The following is a 19,561-nucleotide window of genomic DNA, read 5'->3' on the forward strand; positions in this document are numbered from 1 at the left end:
GGGGACACGCTCCACAACGCAGGACACGAACATGCACACCCTTATGAGGATCACCCCGATGGCGCTGGCGGCGCTGGCGGGCACCGCCCTTGCCGCACCGACGACGCCGGACGATGGCGCCGACGTGCAGGCCCTGGCCAACCAGCTGGAACAGCTGAAGGCCAACTACGCACAGGAAGTGCGGCGGTTGCGCGAACTGGACATGCAGGTGCAGGCCATGCAGGCGCGCCTGGGCGGGCGGGTTGGCCCAGCCTCGACCCCACCGGCCGCGCCATTGGCGCAGGCAGCGGCCGCCGCGGCTCCACCGAGCAGCGAGGGTTACGCCAGTACCGCCGCAGAAGCACAACAGGCCAGGCAGGAGTCGCGGCGCAGCGTGGACGATGTGAAGCAGCAGCAATCGGCCCTGTTCTCGCGCCGCTTCACCATCGAGAACAGCCTCACCTACGCACGCTACGACCGCAAGCAGCTCACCCTCAACGGCTTCCTCGCGTTGGACGCCATCTTCCTCGGCAATATCGCCATCGAGAATGTGGAGTCCGACTCGCTGACCTACAACGTGGCGGCCCGCTGGGGCGTCAGCCCGAACCTGACGCTCAACCTGGATGTGCCCTACCTGGCGCGGCGCACCGTGTACCAGAAAGGCGGCGCCGGCGGTGCAGCAGCCGCCATCGCGCAGGAGCAGACCGACGGCAACGGCCTGGGCGACATTGGCCTGAGCGCGAACTACCGGCTGTTCGGCGAACGCGGCTGGCGCCCGGAGACCGTGCTCACGGCCGGCGTCACCGCCCCCACCGGACGCGCACCCTACGGTCTGGACTGGAAGGTGATCGAGCGCGATGACGATGACTACATCCGCTTCGCCGTGCCGCGCGAGCAGCCCACGGGCAACGGCGTATGGCAGGCCAACCTCGGCCTGTCGATGGTGAAGACCGCCGACCCGGCCATCCTGTTCGCCAACATCGGCTATGTGCACTCCATCCCGCGCGGATTCAACGACATCGATAGCAATCCGGACACGGTCAATCCGGGCGACGTGAAGCTGGGTGGCTCGGTGTACTTCGGCGCAGGCGTGGCCTTTGCGTTCAACGAGCGGACCAGCCTGAGCCTGTCCTTCAGTGACCGCATCAGCGCCCGCGCCTCCACCCGCTTCCAGGGCGGCAAGTGGATGAAGGTGATCGGCAGTGATGCCAATGCGGCATCCCTGAACCTGGGCGTGACCTATGCGTTGAACCAGCACACCACGCTGGTGACGCTGCTGGGCATCGGGCTGACCCCGGATGCGCCGGACTTCACGCTGGCGTTCAAGATTCCGTACATGTTGTAGCAACAGCGCCAGGCACGGCGCCGTGCATCGGCATGGCCCGGATTCATCTTCCGGCACCACAGCGGTCCCTGCCCGCTGCTATATTCAGTCCAGCTCGGCAGGCATGGTGCCTGCCCTCGAATCACAGGGAGTTGGACATGGGTCTGGTACAGGCGGTGAAGGGTGCGGTTGGCGGTGTGCTGGCCGACCAGTGGAAGGACTTCTACACCGTGCCGGCGGGCCTGCCGTCCACGGCCGCCCTGTTCGCGGCGGTGCCGCAGGGCACCAATGCCGGCCGCGGCTCCAACACCAGCGGCTCGTCCAACATCATCACCAACGGCTCGAAGATCATCGTGCCCGAAGGTTACGGCCTGCTGCTGTTCCAGGACGGCGCGATCACCGCATTCGTCGCCGAACCGGGTGGCTACGAATGGCGTTCGGACGACCTGAACTCGCAGTCGATCTTCGCTGGCGACGGCCTGGTCAGCACCTTCATCAAGCAGAGCTGGGAACGCTTCAAGTTCGGCGGCCAGCCGGGCGCGCAGCAGGCGGCCTACTTCGTCTCGCTGAAGGAACTGCCGGACAACCGCTTCGGCACCCAGTCGGAAATCTACTGGGACGACGGTTTCCTCAATACCCAGGTCGGTGCGATCACCCGCGGCTCGTACACGCTGAAGATCGTCGACCCGATCCTGTTCGTGAAGAACTTCGTACCGGCCAGCTACCTGCGGCCGGGCCAGGTGTTCGACTTCACCGATCTGGACAACGCCGCTGCCAGCCAACTGTTCAATGAAGTGGTCGGTTCGCTGGCCCCGGCCTTCAGCCTGTATACCAACGATCCGGGCAAGGGCAACCGCATCACCAAGCTGCAGCAGGACTCGCTGGGCTTCGCGCAGAGCCTGTCGGCCGCCGTCGAGCAGGGTTACCAGTGGAAGTCCGACCGCGGCCTGGCCATCGTCAAGACCGCCATCGTCTCGATCGAGTACGACGCCAACACCCGCGAACTGCTGAAGACCGTGCAGCGCGCCGATGCGCTGTCCGGTTCGCGCGGCAATTCCAACCTGCAGGCCAGCGTCGCCCAGGGCATCCAGTCGGCCGGCGAGAACGGCGGTGCGGCGGGCCTGGTCGGTGTCGGCATGGCCTCGGGCATGTTCGGTGTCGGCGGCATGCAGCAGCCGGCCACCCCGGCTGCCGACGATCCGGTCGCCAAGCTGAAGAAGGCCAAGGAAATGCTGGACCTGGGCTTGATCACCCAGAGCGATTACGACGCGCTCAAGGCCAAGGCACTGGGCCTGTAACAGCAGGACGCACAACCGACATGTCCGATCCCCGAAACGGCCCACCGCCGCTGCCCGGATCCGCGCCCGCGACGCCGCCGCCCCTGCCGGCGGCGTCGTTGGATGGGCCCGGTTCGCCGCAGGACGTCCCTCCCCTGCCCGGCAGCTTCCCGCTGGACACTTCGAAGCTGCCGCAGGCGATCCGCGATGAAGTGGAAGCGCCCGATCCCGTGGCCATCGATACCTCGGCCAGCGAGCTGAAGGACGGCCTCAACCGCTGCCCGAAGTGCGGCGCCACCGACATCCGGCCCAAGGCCGGCACCGACATCCTCGTCTGCCTGTACTGCCGTCACGAATGGCATGGCGCGCGGGTCGAGGAGGAATTCGGGCTGGGCGAGGCCATCGACCAGCTGCGCGGCACCGTCATCGCGTCCGGCGCACGCGACATCGATGCCGACACCTCGGCGTTGATGACGTTCAAGTGCACCGGCTGCGGCGCCGAAGTCACGGTCAATACCGAAAGCACGATGACGGCGCGCTGCCACTGGTGCCGCCACGTGTTCGGCGTCAACGAACAGATCAGCAATGGCGCGGTACCTGATGCAGTGCTGCCCTTCCATATCAAAAAGGACGACGCGGTCGCGCGCATCCGCCAGTTCGTCGACAAACGCCGCATGTTCGCGCTGAAGGCCTTCAAGGACCAGTTCACCCCGGAAAACGTGGTGGGCGTGTTCCTGCCCTACATGATCGTCGACAGCAATGTCAGCGCGGCCGTGGCCGGCAAGGGCGAGATCAAGACGCGCGAGTACACGGTGGGCAGCGAGAAGAACAAGCGCACCCTCTACGACGCCGATGTCTACCAGGTCGAACGCCAGGTCGATTTCACCGTTGATGACCTGCCGCTGGAATCCTCGGCCGAGCGCGGGAATCTTGATATCCGCGCCAACACCAACAACATCATCAACACCATCCTGCCGTTCGACACCAAGAACGCGGTGAAGTGGAACGCGTCCTATCTGGCCGGCTTCACTTCGGAGAAGCGTAACCTGGATGTGGAAAAGCTGCGGCCGCGGCTGGAAGACCAGCTGCTGTCGATTGCCCGCGCACAGGTGGAAGGTTCGGTGAAGCGCTACAACCGTGGCGTGCGCTGGGAGCAGGAACAGCTGGAGGTGCATGGCACCCGCTGGGTGTCGATGTACCTGCCGGTGTGGTTGTACTCGTACCACCAGCCCGGAAAGAACGGCGGCATGCTGCACTACATCGCAGTCAACGGCCGTACCGGCGAAACCATGGGCAGCGTGCCCGTGCAGCAATGGAAGATGCTGCTGGCGGCACTGGCCACCGGCACCGTCATTGAAGCCCTCGCAATTGCCTTCCTGGTGGCATCGACATGAGCGACGACAGTGGCCTCTGGCTGTTGGCGGCAGGTCCAGCCGGCGCAACCGCGCTGTACTGGGCCCTGTACCGCTATTACCGCAACACCGACAAATCACATTCCTTCGAGCACGAGACCGAAATCGAGGCGCAGCCCGTGACCGGTTCGGACCAGCAGGTGGGCCGGGTCACCGGCACCGAGGAAAAGCGCATCCGCGGTGACAATGTGTACGAGTACCGGAAACGGGTGGTGAGGGTGAAGCCGGACCCGTAGCGCCAGGCGATGCCTGGCTGCTGGAAGTGCCCGGCCGCTGGCCGGCATTCCTTCGGTCTCTGGGCGTCAAAAGGGGAGCCGGCCAGCGGCCGGCACTACCCTTCGCTGGGCTGCCCCAGCGCACACCCTCACACCGTCTCCCACCCCACCGGTTCGATACTCGCGCGATCCACCCTTCCGAGGATCCTGCGATGGCTGCCGTGCTCGCCCGTACCTGCCTGTCCGCGTTGTGCTGCCTGGCCCTGCCCGCCCTGGCCCAGGACGCCTCGTTCGGCTTCGGCGAACAGACCACCCACACCGACCAGACCACGCAATCCAGCAGCACCCAGACCCAGAGCAGTGGCGCGGTGACCACCCAGACCACCACCAGCAGCAGCTCGCAGTCCGAGTCACGCAGCGAAAGCAAGGAGATCGACGTGGGCTTCGGTTTCCACGACGACAACGACGACTGGGACCGTGGCGGCCGCGATGTGCGCGACAGCGATCTGTTCGGCAGCTGGACGCTGGGCCAGGAGAACGGCAACACCTGCTCCATCGAGCTGAAGAACATCGAGTGGTTCGGCGGCTACAGTGCCTACGTGCCCGCCGGCTGCCCGGATGGCTTCTTCTCGGCCAACCGTTGGGTACTGTCGGGCAATCAGCTGCTGCTCACCGACACCAGCAACACCGTGTTCGGGCGCTTCCGCGCGTCCGGCGGTGGGCGCTGGACGGGCTACCGTGAATCGGATGGGGCGCGTTTGTACCTCAATCCCAAGGGGCGCTGATCGCACCGTGCACACAGTAGGCACGCGCTGATCAGGAAGATCAGGAATCCGCCTCACCCCGCCGCCGAAATGTCTGCCCCCACCGGTTCCCGTCTGGTCATCTACGCCGCCCTCGCGGGCAACCTGGCCATCGCCATCGCCAAGTTCATTGCTGCCGGCATCTCCGGCAGCTCGGCCATGCTCAGCGAGGGCGTGCATTCGCTGGTCGACACATTGAATGAACTCCTGCTCTTGTACGGCCTGCGCCGCGCCGGCAAGGCGCCAGACCCCGTGCATCCGTTCGGCTACGGCCGCGAGCTGTACTTCTGGAGTTTCATCGTCGCCCTGCTGGTGTTCGCCGCCGGCGCCGGTGTTTCGGCCTACGAGGGCATCCAGCACATCCGCCGGCCGGAGCCGGCCACCAACCACGCGTTGAGCTACAGCGTGCTGGGCATCTCCATCCTGTTCGAGGGGGCTTCATGGTGGGTCGCGCTACGGGAGTTCCGGCGTACCAAGGGCAAACTGGGCTACTTCGAAGCCTTCCGTCGCAGCAAGGACCCGTCCACCTTCACCGTGTTGCTGGAGGATAGCGCGGCCCTGCTGGGCCTGGGTTTCGCACTGATCGGGCTCGTGGCCGCCCAGGTCCTGGACATGCCGGTGCTTGATGGTGTGGCGTCGCTGTGCATCGCCGGCGTGCTTGCCGCCACCGCCTTTCTTCTCGCACGCGAAACCAAGGGTCTGCTGGTGGGTGAGCCGGCCCACCCGGCCGTGGCCGAGCGGATCATGGCCGTGGCGGAAACCGATCCGGACCTGCGCCGCGCAAATGGCGTGACCACCATGCAGATGGGCCCCGAACAGGTCGTGGCCATGCTCAGCGCCGAGTTCGAGGATGACCGGAAGACACCGCAGATCGAGGCGTGCATCACCCGCATCGAATCAGCCGTGAAGCGCGAGTATCCGGAACTGGTGGCACTGTTCATCAAGCCGCAGACACCCGAGGTCTATGCCTCCCGCCGGGCCGCACTGGCCGTTCCGCCTGCGCAGGAATGACACTGCGTCTGCGCCCGTTTCACCTGTCTGGTGGCACAGTGCCATCACCGTTTGCCCGAGCCTGCCTCTACCGTGCCGGATTGGTTGCCCGCCTCTCTTCAGATCCTCCCGCGCAGCTTCTACCGGCGCCCGCCCGTCGAGGTTGCGCCCGAGCTTCTCAACAAACTCCTGGTCCGTGACGATGGCCGGGCCGGTCGCATCGTTGAAGTCGAAGCATACGCGGGCAGTGTCGATCCGGCCGCACACTCCTACCGCGGGCAGACCCCGCGCACGGCCAGCATGTTCGGCGAGGCCGGCCACCTGTATGTCTACTTCACTTACGGCATGCACTGGGGCAGCAACGTTGTCTGCGGCGAAGTGGGTGAAGGCGTGGCGGTGCTGCTGCGGGCCATCGAGCCGCTGCTGGGCCTGGAGCGCATGCGCGAACTGCGCCCCGCCGCGCGCCGCGACCACGATCTGGCCAGCGGGCCCGGCAAGCTCTCGCAGGCCTTCGGGCTGGACCGCAGCTTCGACGGCGCTGATCTGGTGACCGGCAACCACGGCATTGTCATCGCCAGCGATGGCATGCCGCCGCCGGAGGATCCAGTGGTCGGGCCCCGCATCGGCATCACCCGCGCTGTTGATTTCCCCTGGCGTTGGCACATCCGTGATCACCGTCACGTATCGATCCAGCCACGTCGCGCTTCCGCCCCAGCGAGGAAACGATGATGACCCCGCTCGACAAACCACTGCGCCGCGAACTGCACATCGACGGCCAACCCTACACTCTCACCGTGGCCCCTGAGGGCCTCAAGCTGGTTGAGAAGGGGCGACGCAAGGGCATCACACTGCGCTGGCAGGACCTGGTATCCGGAGACGCTGCGCTGGCCACCGCCTTGCAGGCATCGCTCCAACAGCACTGAGCCGGCGCGCCCACCTCACATCGGCATCACCCCGCCGTGGCGATACATAACGGCGCGCGCACTAGCGTAGCGCCAGACAGCCGCCGCAACCGCCCTCGCCACCCAGCCCTGAAAAGCGCCATGGACGAAGCCGAACGACTGCTCGAAATCGAACGACTGCACCTGTTGGATACGCCACCGGAGCCGGTGTTCGATGCCATCGTCGCCGCGGCCCGCGCCGCGACCGGACTGACCATGGGCCTGATCACCGTGGTGGCCGAAGACCGCCAATGGTTCAAGGCCAACATCGGCCTGGAGGGCGTCAGCGAGACCGCCCGCGAGATCTCCTTCTGCACCCATGCCATACGCCAGGACGAGCTGTTCGAGATTCCCGATGCGCGCCAGGACCCACGCTTTTCCACCAATCCGCTGGTCACCGGTGGGCCGCGCATCCGCCACTACGCCGGCATTCCCCTGGGATCGACGCACGGCGCACGCATCGGCACGCTGTGCCTGCTCGACCCGATGCCCGGCGTGCTGTCCGTCTCCCAGCGCGAACTGATGGTGCATCTGGCTCGGGTCACTACCCAGGTGCTGGAACAGCGCAGCACCCTGATGGCGCAGGTTGGCCAGGCCAAGGCGCTGCATCGCGAGCTGAAACGCAGTGAGGACTTCCTGGAGCGTACCAACCGTGCCGCACGGGTGGGCGGCTGGGAGATGGACCTGCTGACCAACGAGGTGCGCTGGACACGGGAAACCAAGCAGTTGCATGGCGTACGCAGCAACTTCACCCCCACGTTGGAGACCGCACTCTCGTTCTATCGCGAGGACAGCCGCAATATCATCCAGGCGGCGGTACAGCGCTGCATCGACGAGGGGACATCGTGGGAAGTACAGCTGCCGATGACCACGGCCGACGGGCGCGCGATCTGGACCCGGGTGGTCGGCAGCCGGCAACAGGTCGACGGCCATCCGCGCCTGGTCGGGGCGATCCAGGACATCACGGACGAACGAGCCGCGCTGGACGCGCTGGAAGCGAGCGAAACCCGCTACCGTCGGCTGTTCCACTACAGCCTGGGCCTGATCTGCACCCACACGCTGGACGGCACATTGACCTCGGTGAATCCGGCGGCGGTGCAGTCGCTGGGCTTCGAGGAAAGCCAGATGATCGGGCGCAGCCTGTGTGACCTGATGCCGCCGGAAAAACGCGAAGGTTTCAGGGCCTACCTCGCCCGGATCCAGGCAAACCACACCGACGCTGGCGTGATCGAGCTGATTGCCGCCGATGGTACGCGCCACTACTGGGCGTACCACAACGTGCTCGACAACGAAGCCAGCCCGCCCTACGTGCTGGGGCATGCACAGGACGTCACCGCGCTGAGGATGCAGGAGCAGCAGCTGCGCGACATGTCCTTCAAGGATCCGCTCACGCAGTGCTACAACCGGCGTTACCTGCACCGGCTGGATGAACTGATTGACGAGCGCTGGGCCTGCGTGATGTTCGATCTGGACCATTTCAAGCACATCAACGACACCCAGGGCCACCGCCGTGGCGATGCCGTGCTGGTCGAGTTCGCCACCTTCCTGCGCTCGCCGCTGGGCAAGGACGAGACCGTGGTACGGCTGGGTGGCGACGAGTTCATGGTAGTGCTGGTCGCGCCAGCGAATGGCCGCCTGAGCGAACTCGAGCACTGGTACCAGGACCACGCCGCGCTTTCGCCCAGCGCGTTCTCGATGGGTGCGGCCATCAACACGGCCGGTGAGCCCGTGGCCGACACCATCCAGAAGGCGGACAGCCGCCTGTACCGAACCCGCGCGCGCGTGCGTCGGGAGCCACGCGCGCAGAAGGATTAGGACCGCCCGCGGATCGCCACCGCGCGCTGCTCACGCAAGTCGCTTCGATGCACCGGACCGTCGGTCGAGCAGGCCATCAAGCATCAGCAATCGTGGAGAGCGCTTCAGCAGCCGGTCCAGGAAGATGCCGATGCCGGCGCCCCCAACGCTGTACTCATTGCAGACCCGGTGATGTGCCGGGCCCGCGAACGCCACCCCGACGGGCATGGGAACTGCGTGCTGTGCGATGGCCTCGGCGTGATGGAAGGCCGCATTCGCGTAACGCTCATCCCCCAAGACGCAAGCCAGATCCAGCATGTACTCACCGAATCCGGCATTGCCGCTCTCCTGCCACAACTTGTTGGTCACCCTTGATCGGACCGAATAGGCACACTCCAGGGCAATCTCGCGGAAACGCACCTCACCCGTTGCAGCAAAGTGCCGAAGGCAGGCGGTACCGATGCCCGCTGCGCCAAACCGTGTGTGCGGTGAGTTGCTCGCATTGGCGGGCGCATCCGCCAGATTCTTCCAGAACAGCCGTCCGGCCACACGGATGCCATGGGAAATATCGTAATCCAGCGCCTGCGACGCCGCCTCCAGGAATCGGGCATCGCCGCTGGCCAGGCCAAGGTAGCTAAGGAACAGTGCAATCCCGGATTGACCATCACCCAACCCAAGGAAGACCTTGCCCTGCGATGACCAGAATCGACCTTGCTGGGTACGCCGGGAGCTTTCCAGCAGGCCTTCGCCGATGCTGATCGCCGATGACAGGTAAGCGCCATCACCGGTGGCCTGCCAGAAGTGCAGGTCCATCAGGCCCTGTCCGGCCGCACCAAAGTACAGGCTAGGAGTTGCCATTGCGTCGCCCGACTGCGCGACGCCCGCGCGCACCCGCATCGCCGCTTCCCGTCTCCCGGCCTGCAACAGCAGCAGGCTGACCCCGGCTAGTCCGGAGTACAACCCTGGCGGGCACCGCTCACTGACCGCCCTGTCCTGGATCCAGTCAAGAATCGCCGGGTCGAGGTGCCCCTCATGCCGTAGCAGGAACCATGCGGTTCCCGTCGCGCCAAACTGAAGCGAAACCGGATTGGTGAAGAACAGCTGCGGTCCGGCTGGCCAGAGACGATCATCACGCCCGGTGTCGACAACGGAGTGCAGATAGGCCGCGAGCCCTGAAAGGATGTCCTGGAGCGCCCGGCACCCGGAGGGAGCCGGCACCGGCGCGGTCAGCAGCTCCTGGCGGGACGGAAACATCACCCGCCGTGGCGATGGCACTTCAATGTTCCCCAGCGCTTTCAACGCCTTGGCGATGTCCCAGCGCCTGCCTGCATCCTGATCGGTCAACCCGACCACGATATCCCGCAGCGCCTCGGGCAGGCCCAGATCTGCCAGAACCTGAGGCAACTTTCCGTCGACGATCTGCCCACGGGCCAGGTCGAGACCGGAGGCACAGAAGGTGAGCATATCCAGGATCAGCACACCCAGCGCATAGTGATCCTCTTGCACGGTCGGTCGCCGCGACGCACGCTGTTCCGCCGATGCATATCCGGGTGTCCACCCCTTCACCCAGCGGTCGTCAACACCGATTTCATGCGCAAATTCGAGATCGATGAACTTCACCTGCCCGGCGGCGGTGAACATTACGTTACTACGTGTCAGGTCGCGAAGTACGACACCACGTGAATGCACGACGGAGAGCGCCTCTGCAATGCTGACAATCTTCTCCCGGATGCGCCTGAAGCCATCGGCGGCCGTCTGCAGCTCCTCCGAGAAGTAGAAGTCCATTGCGCTGTCCCAGAGTGTCGAAGCCTCCAGCTGTTCCTCGACAAGAAACCAATTGTTCCACTCCTTGAACAGCGCCACGAACTCAGGTACCAAGCCAGTGCCCGACAACTTCTGCAGAATCCTGGCCTCACGCTGGATACCGCCCACGAGCACATGCGGAGCAAGTGCCTGCATTGAGCCGGCGAAGCCGCGCACCTCGCGGATCACGATTCGCTGGCCTGTATCCATATCCACGCCGTGGTAGACGCCGCCTGTACCATTGAATTTGAGCGCGCCCAGGACCCGGTAGCGCTGGTTGAGCAGTATCTCCGCCGGCGGCGGATCGACCGCAGGACGTTCCAACGGAACCACCGGGTCCGTGCAGCCTGGAGGGAGCCGGAAGTGGGCACCTCGCACGTCGTCGTGCCAAGAGCCGTCCTCCAGCCGGAATCCCTGCTGCCTGCTGCCATAGATGTCGGGTCGGAAGCCCTCCGAGTGGGCACCGTAGCGATAGTAGACAACACTGCTCCCCTTGTACGGGCGATCAGTAAGAATGTGTGGTCCACCGAGGTGCTGCGTACGTACGTGCAGCCGTTCCAGCAGGCTGAGAAACTGGGCCTCGCCTGCCGGATAGAGCGTGATGAACTTTCCAAGCTGGAACCGTGACCATCCCTTTCCCAGCGACATTGCCAGCATGCGCGGATCGGAGCAGAACTTGAACATGGCACCCGCGGCCGCGATCTCTTCGCACGCTACCGCGATGGTCTCTTCGGCGTTCTCCGGGATGCTCGATATGTGGATCTTCCAGCCGTGGGAGCGGCTCTTCCATCCCGGCGGCCGGCAGTGTGTCCAGAATCCACGTGGCTGCAACTGCCAGTCGGCAGGGAGCAGGTTACGAGCAACGGAAGAATACTCATCCGTCGGCCTATAGCGTTCGATGTTCTCGAAATGAACATCGTCTAACAACGTATACATCCGTGCCGTCGTGTCGACCATGAACAACCTCCCTGTCATCCCGGCCCAAGCTGGGTTGATCCGGAAACATCCCGCTGGCCAGGTACAAATGCGCCGCCAACGCGATGCCGGCGGCGCACGTTAGATCAGCTGCCCGATGCCGTCAAAAAGCGCTCGCCGGCAACAGGACGCGGGATCGATCAGGCTTGATCCATGCCATCTTCGATGCCTGCATCCGAACTGATCAGAGACAGGCAGGCAGTGCAGGTTTCAGAGACATCGAGGCACTCGATTTCAAGGGCCTGCAGGGCAAGTACATTGTTCATTCGTCACTTCCTTATTTAATGGAGATGAACACTGCTGAATACGGTGCAGCAGATCAGCATTTTTGCTCAATATAGCTGCACCGCGCGCCACTTATAATCTCAGCGGGTTTTCGATGTCAAATCGCATTATCAAATTCCGTTTTATCCATCACAGTATGGACCACCCTGCTTTGATTACTCCATTGCAGATGCCGGATCCGGGCCCTGCCGCGCGTTGATCAAGCCCGCACCGTCACCCAAGCCGGCGCGTGGTCGCTGGCCTTTTCCTGCAGCCGCACCCAACGGTCGACGCCCGCATCCTTCAGTCGCTCCGCCAGTACGGGACTCAACAGCAGATGATCGATGCGCAGCCCACGGTCGCGCTCGGCGTGCTGGCGGAAATAGTCCCAGAAGGTATAGATCGTGGCATCGCCGTGCACCTTCCGCACCGCATCGGTCCAGCCCTGCGCCAGCAGTCGTTCAAAGGCTTCGCGCACCTCTGGCTGGAACAGTGCATCGCGCCGCCAGGCCTTGGGATCATAGACATCGGCGTCTGTGGGAATCACGTTGAAGTCACCCAGCAGCAGCGCCGGGTGCGGCAGCTCGACCAGGCTGCGTGCATGCCGGATCAGGCGTTCCATCCAGCGCAGCTTGTAGTCGAACTTGGGTCCGGGCTGCGGGTTGCCGTTGGGCAGGTAGAGGGCACCCACGATGACGCCGTGCACCGCCGCCTCCAGGTAGCGACTCTGCGTATCCTTGGGTTCGCCCGGCAATCGGCGGCGGCTCTCGACCGGCATGGTCCCCCGGGCCAGCAGCGCCACGCCGTTCCAGCGCGCCTCACCCTGCCAGAGTGCACCGTAGCCGGCCTCTTCCAATGCCGCAGCGGGAAACGCGGCGTCGGTCGCCTTCAGTTCCTGCAGGGCAACCACGTCCGGCGATTCCCTGTGCAGCCAGTCCAGCAGCTGCGGCAGGCGCGTGCCGATGCCGTTGACGTTGAACGTCGCAATACGAAGCGTTTTGCGGCGGGGCATGGATAAAGGTTCCTCGGCGCAGCGGGACGAGCATTGACTCTGCGCGCCCGGGCATGCACGGGCCGTGGATGCCACGTCATGATGCGGTGCCATTCGGTTCACGAACCGCTGCCACGGCGCACAGCAGGCTGGTCACCCGTGAACAGTGCCGGAGAAGGCCCATGGCGGTGCGTCCGCTGCGCGCGATCTACCAGGTCGACCCGTATCTGTTCCGCGACAGCCAAGGCCGCGGCTGGGGCACCCTGGATGGCATCACCGAAAAGCTGGACTACCTGCAGTGGCTCGGCATCAGCCATGTGTGGCTGCTGCCGTTCTACTGCAACGCCGGCCGCGATGGCGGCTACGATGTCACCGATCACTACCGCATCGATCCACGCTTGGGCGACGAGACCGCCTTCCAGCGCCTGGTCGATGCGGCCGACGGGCGCGGCATCGGCATCATCGTCGAACTGGTGATGCAGCACACCGCCAGCGCGCACCCGTGGTTCGTCGCCGCACAGCAGGGCGACCCGGCCTGGCGCCGCTGGTACCTGTGGAGCGACCACATGCCTGACGACGGCCTGCAGCCGATGTTCCCGCCGATCGAAGCCGCTGTCTGGACATGGGATGCCACGGCCGGCGCGTTCAACCGGCACATGTTCTACCGGCACGAGCCAGACCTCGACCTGGCCCATGCGCCGGTACGCGAGGAACTGCTGCGGGTAATGACGTTCTGGCTGCAGCGCGGCGTGGCCGGCTTCCGCGTGGACGCCGTTCCGTACATGCTCGAGCGCGCCCGCCACGCCGACCCGCGCGACGTCGGGCTGTGGCTGCTGGAGGCGATGCGCGCCACGGCAGACGCGCAGCAACCAGGGCTGCCACTGATCGGTGAAGCGGATGTCCGAGCGTCCCACTACGGTGACTTCCTGTGCCACGGGCGGCGGCTTTCGCACCTGCTGGATTTCCACCTCAACAATCATTTCTTCCTGGCACTGGCACGCGGCGATGCCAGCGAAGTGGTGCGGGTCATGGCCGAGTACGGCCCGCACGCGCCGCCGGAAACACGCATTGCCTGGCTGCGCAACAATGATGAACTGGACCTTGAGCAGTTGGAGCCGGATGAGCGCGAAGCGGTGATGGAACGCTTCGCCCCTGAGCGTGGCATGCGCATCTATGGCCGTGGCATCCGCCGCCGGCTGGCACCGATGCTGGAGGGCGACATCGCATGGCAGGCCATGGCCTGGGCGGCGCTGCTGTCGCTGGGCCAGGTGCCGGTGATCCGCTATGGCGAAGAGATCGGCCTCGGTGATTGCCTGGAACTGCCCGAACGCAATGCCGTGCGCATGCCGATGCACTGGCATAACGGTCCAGAGGCTGGGTTCACCGACGAACCGCGGCATGCCTGGCGCGCGCCACCGGCAGACGGCCCCTACGGTTACCGCACGGTGAACGTCGAGGCGCAACGCGTGACGCCAGGTTCACTGCTGCTGCGGGTGCGCGAGCTGCTGCAGCAGCGCAATGCACATCCCGTGCTGCAGCAGGGTCCTCACACGCTCGACCCACCCTCACCTGCACTGCTGATGCTCCGCTACGGTGAGACACCCCATCAGGCACTGGCACTGATCAACTTCGGCGACGAGCCGGTTGAGGTGGACGTACCCCTGCACGGTCCGTTGAACACGCTGGTGGGCCACGGCGCCAAACTGCAGGGTCGCCGCTGTTACCTGCAGGACCACGGCTATACGTGGCTGGCTGCCGAAGGTGCCTGAGTGCGCAGCGCGGGCAGCACATGTTCGGCGAAGTCGTCGATGAAGCGTTCCTGCTCGCGGTTCACGTTGTGCAGGTAGATGCGATCGAACCCCAGTCCCTGCAGCTCCTGCAGCCAGGCCCGATGCTGGCCCAGGTCTGCCGAGACATGCACGTGCTGGCGCACCTCGTCGGCGCTGACCGATCGGGCCTGTGCTTCGAACTGTTCGGGCTGGTCCAGGCCTTCGGCTAGTTCCGGCGGCAGCACGTTGGCGCTCCACTGCTCCATCGCACCTTCCAGCGCCGCCTGTTCGGCGCGCGCGTAGGAGAGCTTGGCCTGCAGGTACATCGGCTTGCCCCGGCCACCGCCGTCCTCGAACGCCGCAACGACACGCCGCAACTGCGCCAGCGGTTGGCTGATGGTGATCAGGCCATCGGCCCAGGCCCCCATCCAACGTGCAGTCTCCTCCGTGACCGCTGCACCCAGCAGCGGCAGGGGAAGCGCCGGTCGGCTGTACAGGCGTGCCTTGCGCACCTGGAAGCCACCTTCGTGGTCGACCTGCTCGCCACCCCACAGCCGCCGCATCACCTGGGCCGCATCGCGCAGTGCCTTCTGCCGCTCCCGCTTGGCTGGCCACGGCTGGCCGGTGATGCGCTCGTTCAGGGCTTCGCCGGTACCCAGCGCCAGCCAGATCCGTCCCGGCGCCAACTGCTCCAGCGTCGCCGCTGCCTGTGCCACCAATGCCGGGTGCTGGCGCAGCATCGGGCAGGTCACCATGCCCAGGGTCAACGCGCTCTGCACCGCCAGCGCACCGGCCCACACCCAGCTGTGGCCGGACTCCCCTTGCGCAGTCGTCCATGGGTGGAAATGGTCCGAGCACATCACGGCCTCGAATCCCGCCTGTTCGGCACGCAGCGCCAGGCCCAGCAAGGTGGCGGGCGGGAACTGCTCATGCGATGCGTGGTAGCCGATGGTCATCACGGATTCCGTGCGGGGACTGGACGCGATGGCAACATCCCTCCAGCTAAAACCGCGTCATGGAAACGAACGCTTCCTGCATCGGGCATCGACGCTGGGCTATCGCCGAGGGCTACATTCCAGCCTGGAGCAACGGCCCGTCGCCGGAGATGCAGAGTCACGAAACCTGCTGCGTACTCAATGCCGGCGACGAGCCCGCGCATGTCACGCTCACCCTCTACTTCGAAGACCGTGATCCGGTGGGCCCCTACCGGGTCACCGTGCCGGCGCGACGCACCTGTCACCTGCGCTTCAACGACCTGCAGGATCCGGCGCCGGTGCCGCGCGGCACCGGCTTTGCCACGCTTGTTGAATCCGACCAGCCGATCATCGTCCAGCACACGCGGCTGGATTCACGGCAACCGGCCAACAGCATCATGACCACGATCGCCCATCCGTTGTGAAGTCCTCCGCGCAGGCGTCCACGCTGCAACGACACCGCGCCCTCCGGCCGTTTACCCGTATGGAGGGAGACTGGCGCCGGTTTCCTTCCGGAGAGTGACGATGGCCCTGCCCGACTACCCACGCCCGCCCTTCCCCGCCCAACAGCAATCCTTCCCCGGCAAGACCACGCAGATGCAACCGCGTCCGGACCACGGCGAAGACAGCTACCGCGGCCATGGCTTGCTGCAGGGCAAGAAGGCACTGATCACCGGCGGTGACAGCGGCATCGGCGCAGCCGTGGCCATCGCCTTTGCGCGCGAAGGCGCCGACGTTGCCATCGCGTTCCTCGATGGCGAGCAGGACGATGCCCGCCATGTGCAGCAGCAGATCGAACAGGCCGGGCGCAAGGCCGTGCTCGTGCCGTGTGACATCAGCGACCCGGCACAGGCGCGCGCGCTCGTGGACCGCGTGGCCAGCGAACTGGACGGCCTCGACATCCTGGTCAACAACGCGGCCTACCAGCGCTACTACGAGCACTTCGACGACATCACCCTGGATGACTGGAAGCGGACGTTCGATACCAATGTCCATGCCGTGTTCAATCTGACCCGGTTGTGCGTCCCGCACCTGCGCGGTGGCGGCGCGATCATCAACACCGCATCGGTCAATTCCAAGCGGCCGACCCCGAACATCCTTCCGTACTCCGCGACCAAGGGCGCGGTGGCCAACCTGACACTGGGGCTGGCGGGCCTGCTGGCCGAGCATCAGATCCGCGTCAATGCGGTGCTGCCCGGCCCGATCTGGACGCCGTTCATTCCGGCAGGCATGGCCGCCGAGGAGGTCGAGCAGTTCGGCTCGCAGACGCCGTTCGGCCGCCCCGGCCAGCCAGCCGAACTTGCATCGGCCTATGTGATGCTGGCTTCGCACAGCGCCAGTTATACCTCTGGTGCACTGCTGACCATTTCTGGCGGCGCGGCGACGCTGTAGCCTCCATGACCGGATTGCCTGCATGGATCGAGGACTGGCTGACCGTGGTTGTGCCGGTGGCCGAGGTGCTGGCCATCCTCGGCGTCGCATGGGTGATGGTGCGTGCGCTGGCGTGGCTGCTGGTGCAGGCCCGGCAGCGCGGCAGGCTGGCTCCAGAGCTTCATGTGGGCCTGCGCCGCGGCGGTGCCTTGCTGCTGTATCTGGCGGCTGCGCTGCTGATACTGGAGCGGCTGGGCGTTTCGCGCTCGGTGCTGTGGACCGCGCTGACCGGGTTCATGGCGGTCGGTGCGGTGGCGTTCTTCGCCGCATGGAGTGTGTTGTCCAACCTGTTCTGTTCGTTCCTGATCGTCGCCACGCGCCCGTTCCGCATCAATGACACCATCGAAGTGCTGGAAAGCGTGGACAAACCGGGCCTGTGTGGTCAGGTGGTCGACATCAACCTGATCTACACCACGCTGAGTGATCGTGGCGAAGGCGCGCGCGGTTGCCTGCTGCGCGTGCCCAACTCGTTGTTCTTCCAGCGCATCACCCGGCACTGGGGCGACAGCGGCTATTCGCAGCTGCCAGGAAGCGTGTCGATCAAAGGCAAGGCGCGCTGAGTCGCTGTAGCGCCGAGCCCATGCTCGGCTTGCTGCGCGTAGCGCAGGTGCATCGCGGTCTGAATGGAGAGCAGCCGAGCGCGGGCCCGGCTCTACGGTGCCACCGCGGACGACGCTACTCCGCCGCCAATGCCTGGATCGGGTCCAGCTGTGCGGCATTGCGGGCCGGGAAGTAGCCGAAACCCAGCCCGATTGCAGACGAACATGCCAGCGCGGCGAGCACCGGCCCAGGCGTGAACAGGAACGGCACCCCCAGTGACAGCAGACTGGACAAGGCTCCCACGCCCAACGCGGACAACACGCCCAGCACCCCACCTAACAGGCAGATCAGCACGGCCTCGATCAGGAACTGGCGCAGGATGTCGCCCTGCCGAGCCCCCACCGCCAACCGCACACCGATCTCGCGCACGCGCTCCTTCACCGACACCAGCATGATGTTCATCACGCCCACGCCACCGACCACCAGCGCCACCGCCGCAATCGCCGAGACCAGCGCCGCCATGGTCTGGCTGGACTTCATCACTGCCTTGCGGATCTGGTCCGAGTTGTAGATGAAGAAATCGCGGCGCCCATGCATCCGCTGCAGTTCCGCACCCAGCGAGGCCTCAGCTGCACGGGTTGGTACGTCATCGCGCACGCGTACGGTGATGCTCTCCAGCCGCTGGCTGCCAAGCAGGCGCGAGGCCGCCGAGGTGTAAGGCACGTAGACCGTGGGCGTCGCGCCGCCTGCGAATGCACTGGCACCCACCACACCGATCACGTCCACCGGCATGCCGCCCAGCAGTACCGTGCCGCCGATCGGATTGCCGTTGAACAATGCCTTGGCCGCCTTCTGGTCGAGCACGGCCACCGCGCGATGCGCCTCCACCTCGGCATCGGTGAAGAACCGGCCCGCCTTCAGGCGCAGCCCGCGCACGCGCGGTAGATCAGCGCCCACGCCAAGGACCTGTGTATTGGCGCGCCGGTTGCCCTGCAGAGCGGCCACCGAGCTGCTCAGGTTGGGGCTTACGCTGTCTACGTAACTCAATGCGGCCAGGTGATCGGCATCGTCCACGACCAGCGTTTCAATCTCGGCCGAGCGCGGGTCGCCGAAATCCGCACCCGGGAAGATCTCCAGCGTACTGGCACCCAGTTCGTTGATCTGTGACTCGACCTGCGCCTGTGCGCCCTTGCCTAACGCAACCACGGTCATCACCGCAGCCACGCCGATGATGATGCCCAGCATGGTCAGCAAGGTGCGCAGGCGATGGGTCAGCATTGAACGTACCGCCATCCGTGCAGCTTCCCTGATCGCATCCAGGCGCGCGCGGCGTTCGGCGCCCGGTTCCGTGCTGCGCTCGGGCGCGACGGCTTTGCGTGCAACGGCGGGATCACCCGTACCACGATCGCATACGACCCGGCCGTCTGCGATCTCGATCACGCGTGAAGCGTGCGCGGCAATCGCCGCATCATGGGTCACCAGGATCACAGTATGGCCCTGAGCATGCAGGCGCTTGAGTTCGGCCATCACCTGCCTGCCGCTGGCATGATCCAGCGCGCCGGTCGGCTCGTCGGCCAGCACGATGGCGCCGCCGTTCATCAGCGAACGCGCAATGGAAACGCGCTGCTGCTGGCCGCCGGACAGCTGGCTGGGCCGGTTCGCGGTCCGCTCGCCCAGGCCAAGCGTTTCCAGCAGCAGGCGGGCACGCGTGGTGCGCGCATCGGCCTCCACCCCGGCATAGACGGCGGGCAAGGCCACGTTCTCGGTAGCGCTCAGGTTCTCCATCAGGTTGTAGCGCTGGAAGATGAAACCGAAATGCTCGCGACGCAGGTGCGCCAGTTCATCGGGCGACATCTGCTCGGTTGCGGCGCCGTGCACGCGGTAGCTGCCTTCGGTTGGCCGGTCCAGGCAGCCCAGGATGTTTATCAGCGTGGATTTTCCCGAACCGGACGGGCCGATGATGGCGATGAACTCGCCCGCCGCGATGCGCAGCGACACGTCCTTCAACACCACCACCTCGCCGGCGGCCGAGCGGTAGGCGCGCGATACGCCATGCAGTTCCAGCAGCGCGTCGGCCAT

18 protein-coding genes are annotated in these 19,561 nt (G+C 65.5%); 13 read left to right on the forward strand and 5 right to left on the reverse strand.

Annotation, left to right across the window (positions count from 1 at the left end; translation table 11 throughout):
* Positions 1–31: 31 nt before the first annotated feature.
* The 9 genes from JLDANKMP_RS12620 (at position 32) to JLDANKMP_RS12660 (ending at position 8,756) form a co-directional block, all read left to right on the forward strand.
* The gene (locus JLDANKMP_RS12620; protein WP_212561284.1) at positions 32–1,324 is read left to right on the forward strand and encodes a transporter; all 1,293 of its coding nucleotides are present in this window, start codon (positions 32–34) and stop codon (positions 1,322–1,324) included.
* 137 nt (positions 1,325–1,461) lie between these two features.
* Positions 1,462–2,601 carry an SPFH domain-containing protein gene (locus JLDANKMP_RS12625; protein WP_005409782.1) on the forward strand — a complete coding sequence of 380 codons (1,140 nt, stop codon included), beginning with the start codon at positions 1,462–1,464 and terminating at the stop codon, positions 2,599–2,601.
* A gap of 20 nt (positions 2,602–2,621) precedes the next feature.
* Positions 2,622–3,974, forward strand: coding sequence for a membrane protein (locus JLDANKMP_RS12630; protein ID WP_012480360.1), 1,353 nt, complete (start codon positions 2,622–2,624; stop codon positions 3,972–3,974).
* Entirely contained in the window at positions 3,971–4,228 is a 258-nt protein-coding gene (locus JLDANKMP_RS12635; protein WP_005409784.1) for a hypothetical protein, read from the forward strand. Before JLDANKMP_RS12630 ends, JLDANKMP_RS12635 begins: the two co-directional genes overlap by 4 nt.
* 191 nt (positions 4,229–4,419) lie before the next feature.
* Entirely contained in the window at positions 4,420–4,992 is a 573-nt protein-coding gene (locus tag JLDANKMP_RS12640; RefSeq protein ID WP_212561285.1) for an AprI/Inh family metalloprotease inhibitor, read from the forward strand.
* Between the two features lie 69 nt (positions 4,993–5,061).
* Positions 5,062–6,021 (forward strand): cation diffusion facilitator family transporter, encoded by a 960-nt coding sequence (locus tag JLDANKMP_RS12645; protein ID WP_033834272.1) that lies wholly within the window; start codon positions 5,062–5,064, stop codon positions 6,019–6,021.
* Positions 6,022–6,093: 72 nt separating this feature from the next.
* Positions 6,094–6,729, forward strand: a complete 636-nt coding sequence (locus JLDANKMP_RS12650; protein ID WP_212561286.1) for a DNA-3-methyladenine glycosylase — start codon at positions 6,094–6,096, stop codon at positions 6,727–6,729.
* A complete protein-coding gene (locus JLDANKMP_RS12655) occupies positions 6,729–6,923 on the forward strand; it encodes a hypothetical protein (RefSeq protein ID WP_005413550.1) in 195 nt (64 codons plus the stop codon). Before JLDANKMP_RS12650 ends, JLDANKMP_RS12655 begins: the two co-directional genes overlap by 1 nt.
* Before the next feature lie 120 nt (positions 6,924–7,043).
* The gene (locus tag JLDANKMP_RS12660; protein WP_212561287.1) at positions 7,044–8,756 is read left to right on the forward strand and encodes a PAS domain S-box protein; all 1,713 of its coding nucleotides are present in this window, start codon (positions 7,044–7,046) and stop codon (positions 8,754–8,756) included.
* Positions 8,757–8,786: 30 nt separating this feature from the next.
* On the opposite strand, the gene JLDANKMP_RS12665 is transcribed toward JLDANKMP_RS12660, so the two are convergent.
* The 3 genes from JLDANKMP_RS12665 to xth all read right to left on the reverse strand — a co-directional run bounded on the left by JLDANKMP_RS12665 (position 8,787) and on the right by xth (position 12,789).
* A complete protein-coding gene (locus tag JLDANKMP_RS12665; protein WP_212561288.1) occupies positions 8,787–11,495 on the reverse strand; it encodes a lanthionine synthetase LanC family protein in 2,709 nt (902 codons plus the stop codon).
* A gap of 158 nt (positions 11,496–11,653) precedes the next feature.
* The gene (locus JLDANKMP_RS22410; protein ID WP_254913561.1) at positions 11,654–11,779 is read right to left on the reverse strand and encodes a hypothetical protein; all 126 of its coding nucleotides are present in this window, start codon (positions 11,777–11,779) and stop codon (positions 11,654–11,656) included.
* Between the two features lie 218 nt (positions 11,780–11,997).
* Positions 11,998–12,789 (reverse strand): exodeoxyribonuclease III, encoded by a 792-nt coding sequence (gene xth, locus JLDANKMP_RS12670; protein WP_212561289.1) that lies wholly within the window; start codon positions 12,787–12,789, stop codon positions 11,998–12,000.
* A gap of 161 nt (positions 12,790–12,950) precedes the next feature.
* On the opposite strand from xth, the gene JLDANKMP_RS12675 reads away from it, so the two are divergent.
* A complete protein-coding gene (locus JLDANKMP_RS12675) occupies positions 12,951–14,537 on the forward strand; it encodes an alpha-amylase family glycosyl hydrolase (RefSeq protein ID WP_212561290.1) in 1,587 nt (528 codons plus the stop codon).
* On the opposite strand, the gene JLDANKMP_RS12680 is transcribed toward JLDANKMP_RS12675, so the two are convergent.
* Positions 14,507–15,493 (reverse strand): TIGR03885 family FMN-dependent LLM class oxidoreductase, encoded by a 987-nt coding sequence (locus tag JLDANKMP_RS12680; RefSeq protein WP_212561291.1) that lies wholly within the window; start codon positions 15,491–15,493, stop codon positions 14,507–14,509. The genes JLDANKMP_RS12675 and JLDANKMP_RS12680 overlap by 31 nt on opposite strands.
* 59 nt (positions 15,494–15,552) lie before the next feature.
* On the opposite strand from JLDANKMP_RS12680, the gene JLDANKMP_RS12685 reads away from it, so the two are divergent.
* The 3 genes from JLDANKMP_RS12685 to JLDANKMP_RS12695 all read left to right on the forward strand — a co-directional run bounded on the left by JLDANKMP_RS12685 (position 15,553) and on the right by JLDANKMP_RS12695 (position 17,502).
* Positions 15,553–15,936, forward strand: coding sequence for a sensory rhodopsin transducer (locus JLDANKMP_RS12685; protein WP_005409793.1), 384 nt, complete (start codon positions 15,553–15,555; stop codon positions 15,934–15,936).
* 100 nt (positions 15,937–16,036) lie between these two features.
* On the forward strand, positions 16,037–16,903 hold the full coding sequence (locus JLDANKMP_RS12690; RefSeq protein ID WP_212561292.1) for an SDR family oxidoreductase: 867 nt from the start codon (positions 16,037–16,039) through the stop codon (positions 16,901–16,903).
* A 5-nt stretch (positions 16,904–16,908) separates the two neighbouring features.
* Entirely contained in the window at positions 16,909–17,502 is a 594-nt protein-coding gene (locus JLDANKMP_RS12695) for a mechanosensitive ion channel domain-containing protein (RefSeq protein ID WP_212561293.1), read from the forward strand.
* Between the two features lie 115 nt (positions 17,503–17,617).
* Here JLDANKMP_RS12695 and JLDANKMP_RS12700 read toward each other — a convergent pair whose 3' ends face one another.
* Complete coding sequence (locus JLDANKMP_RS12700) at positions 17,618–19,561, reverse strand: MacB family efflux pump subunit (RefSeq protein WP_212561294.1); 1,944 nt, start codon at positions 19,559–19,561, stop codon at positions 17,618–17,620.

This window comes from Stenotrophomonas sp. PE591 (assembly GCF_018320795.1).
Taxonomy (GTDB): domain Bacteria; phylum Pseudomonadota; class Gammaproteobacteria; order Xanthomonadales; family Xanthomonadaceae; genus Stenotrophomonas; species Stenotrophomonas maltophilia.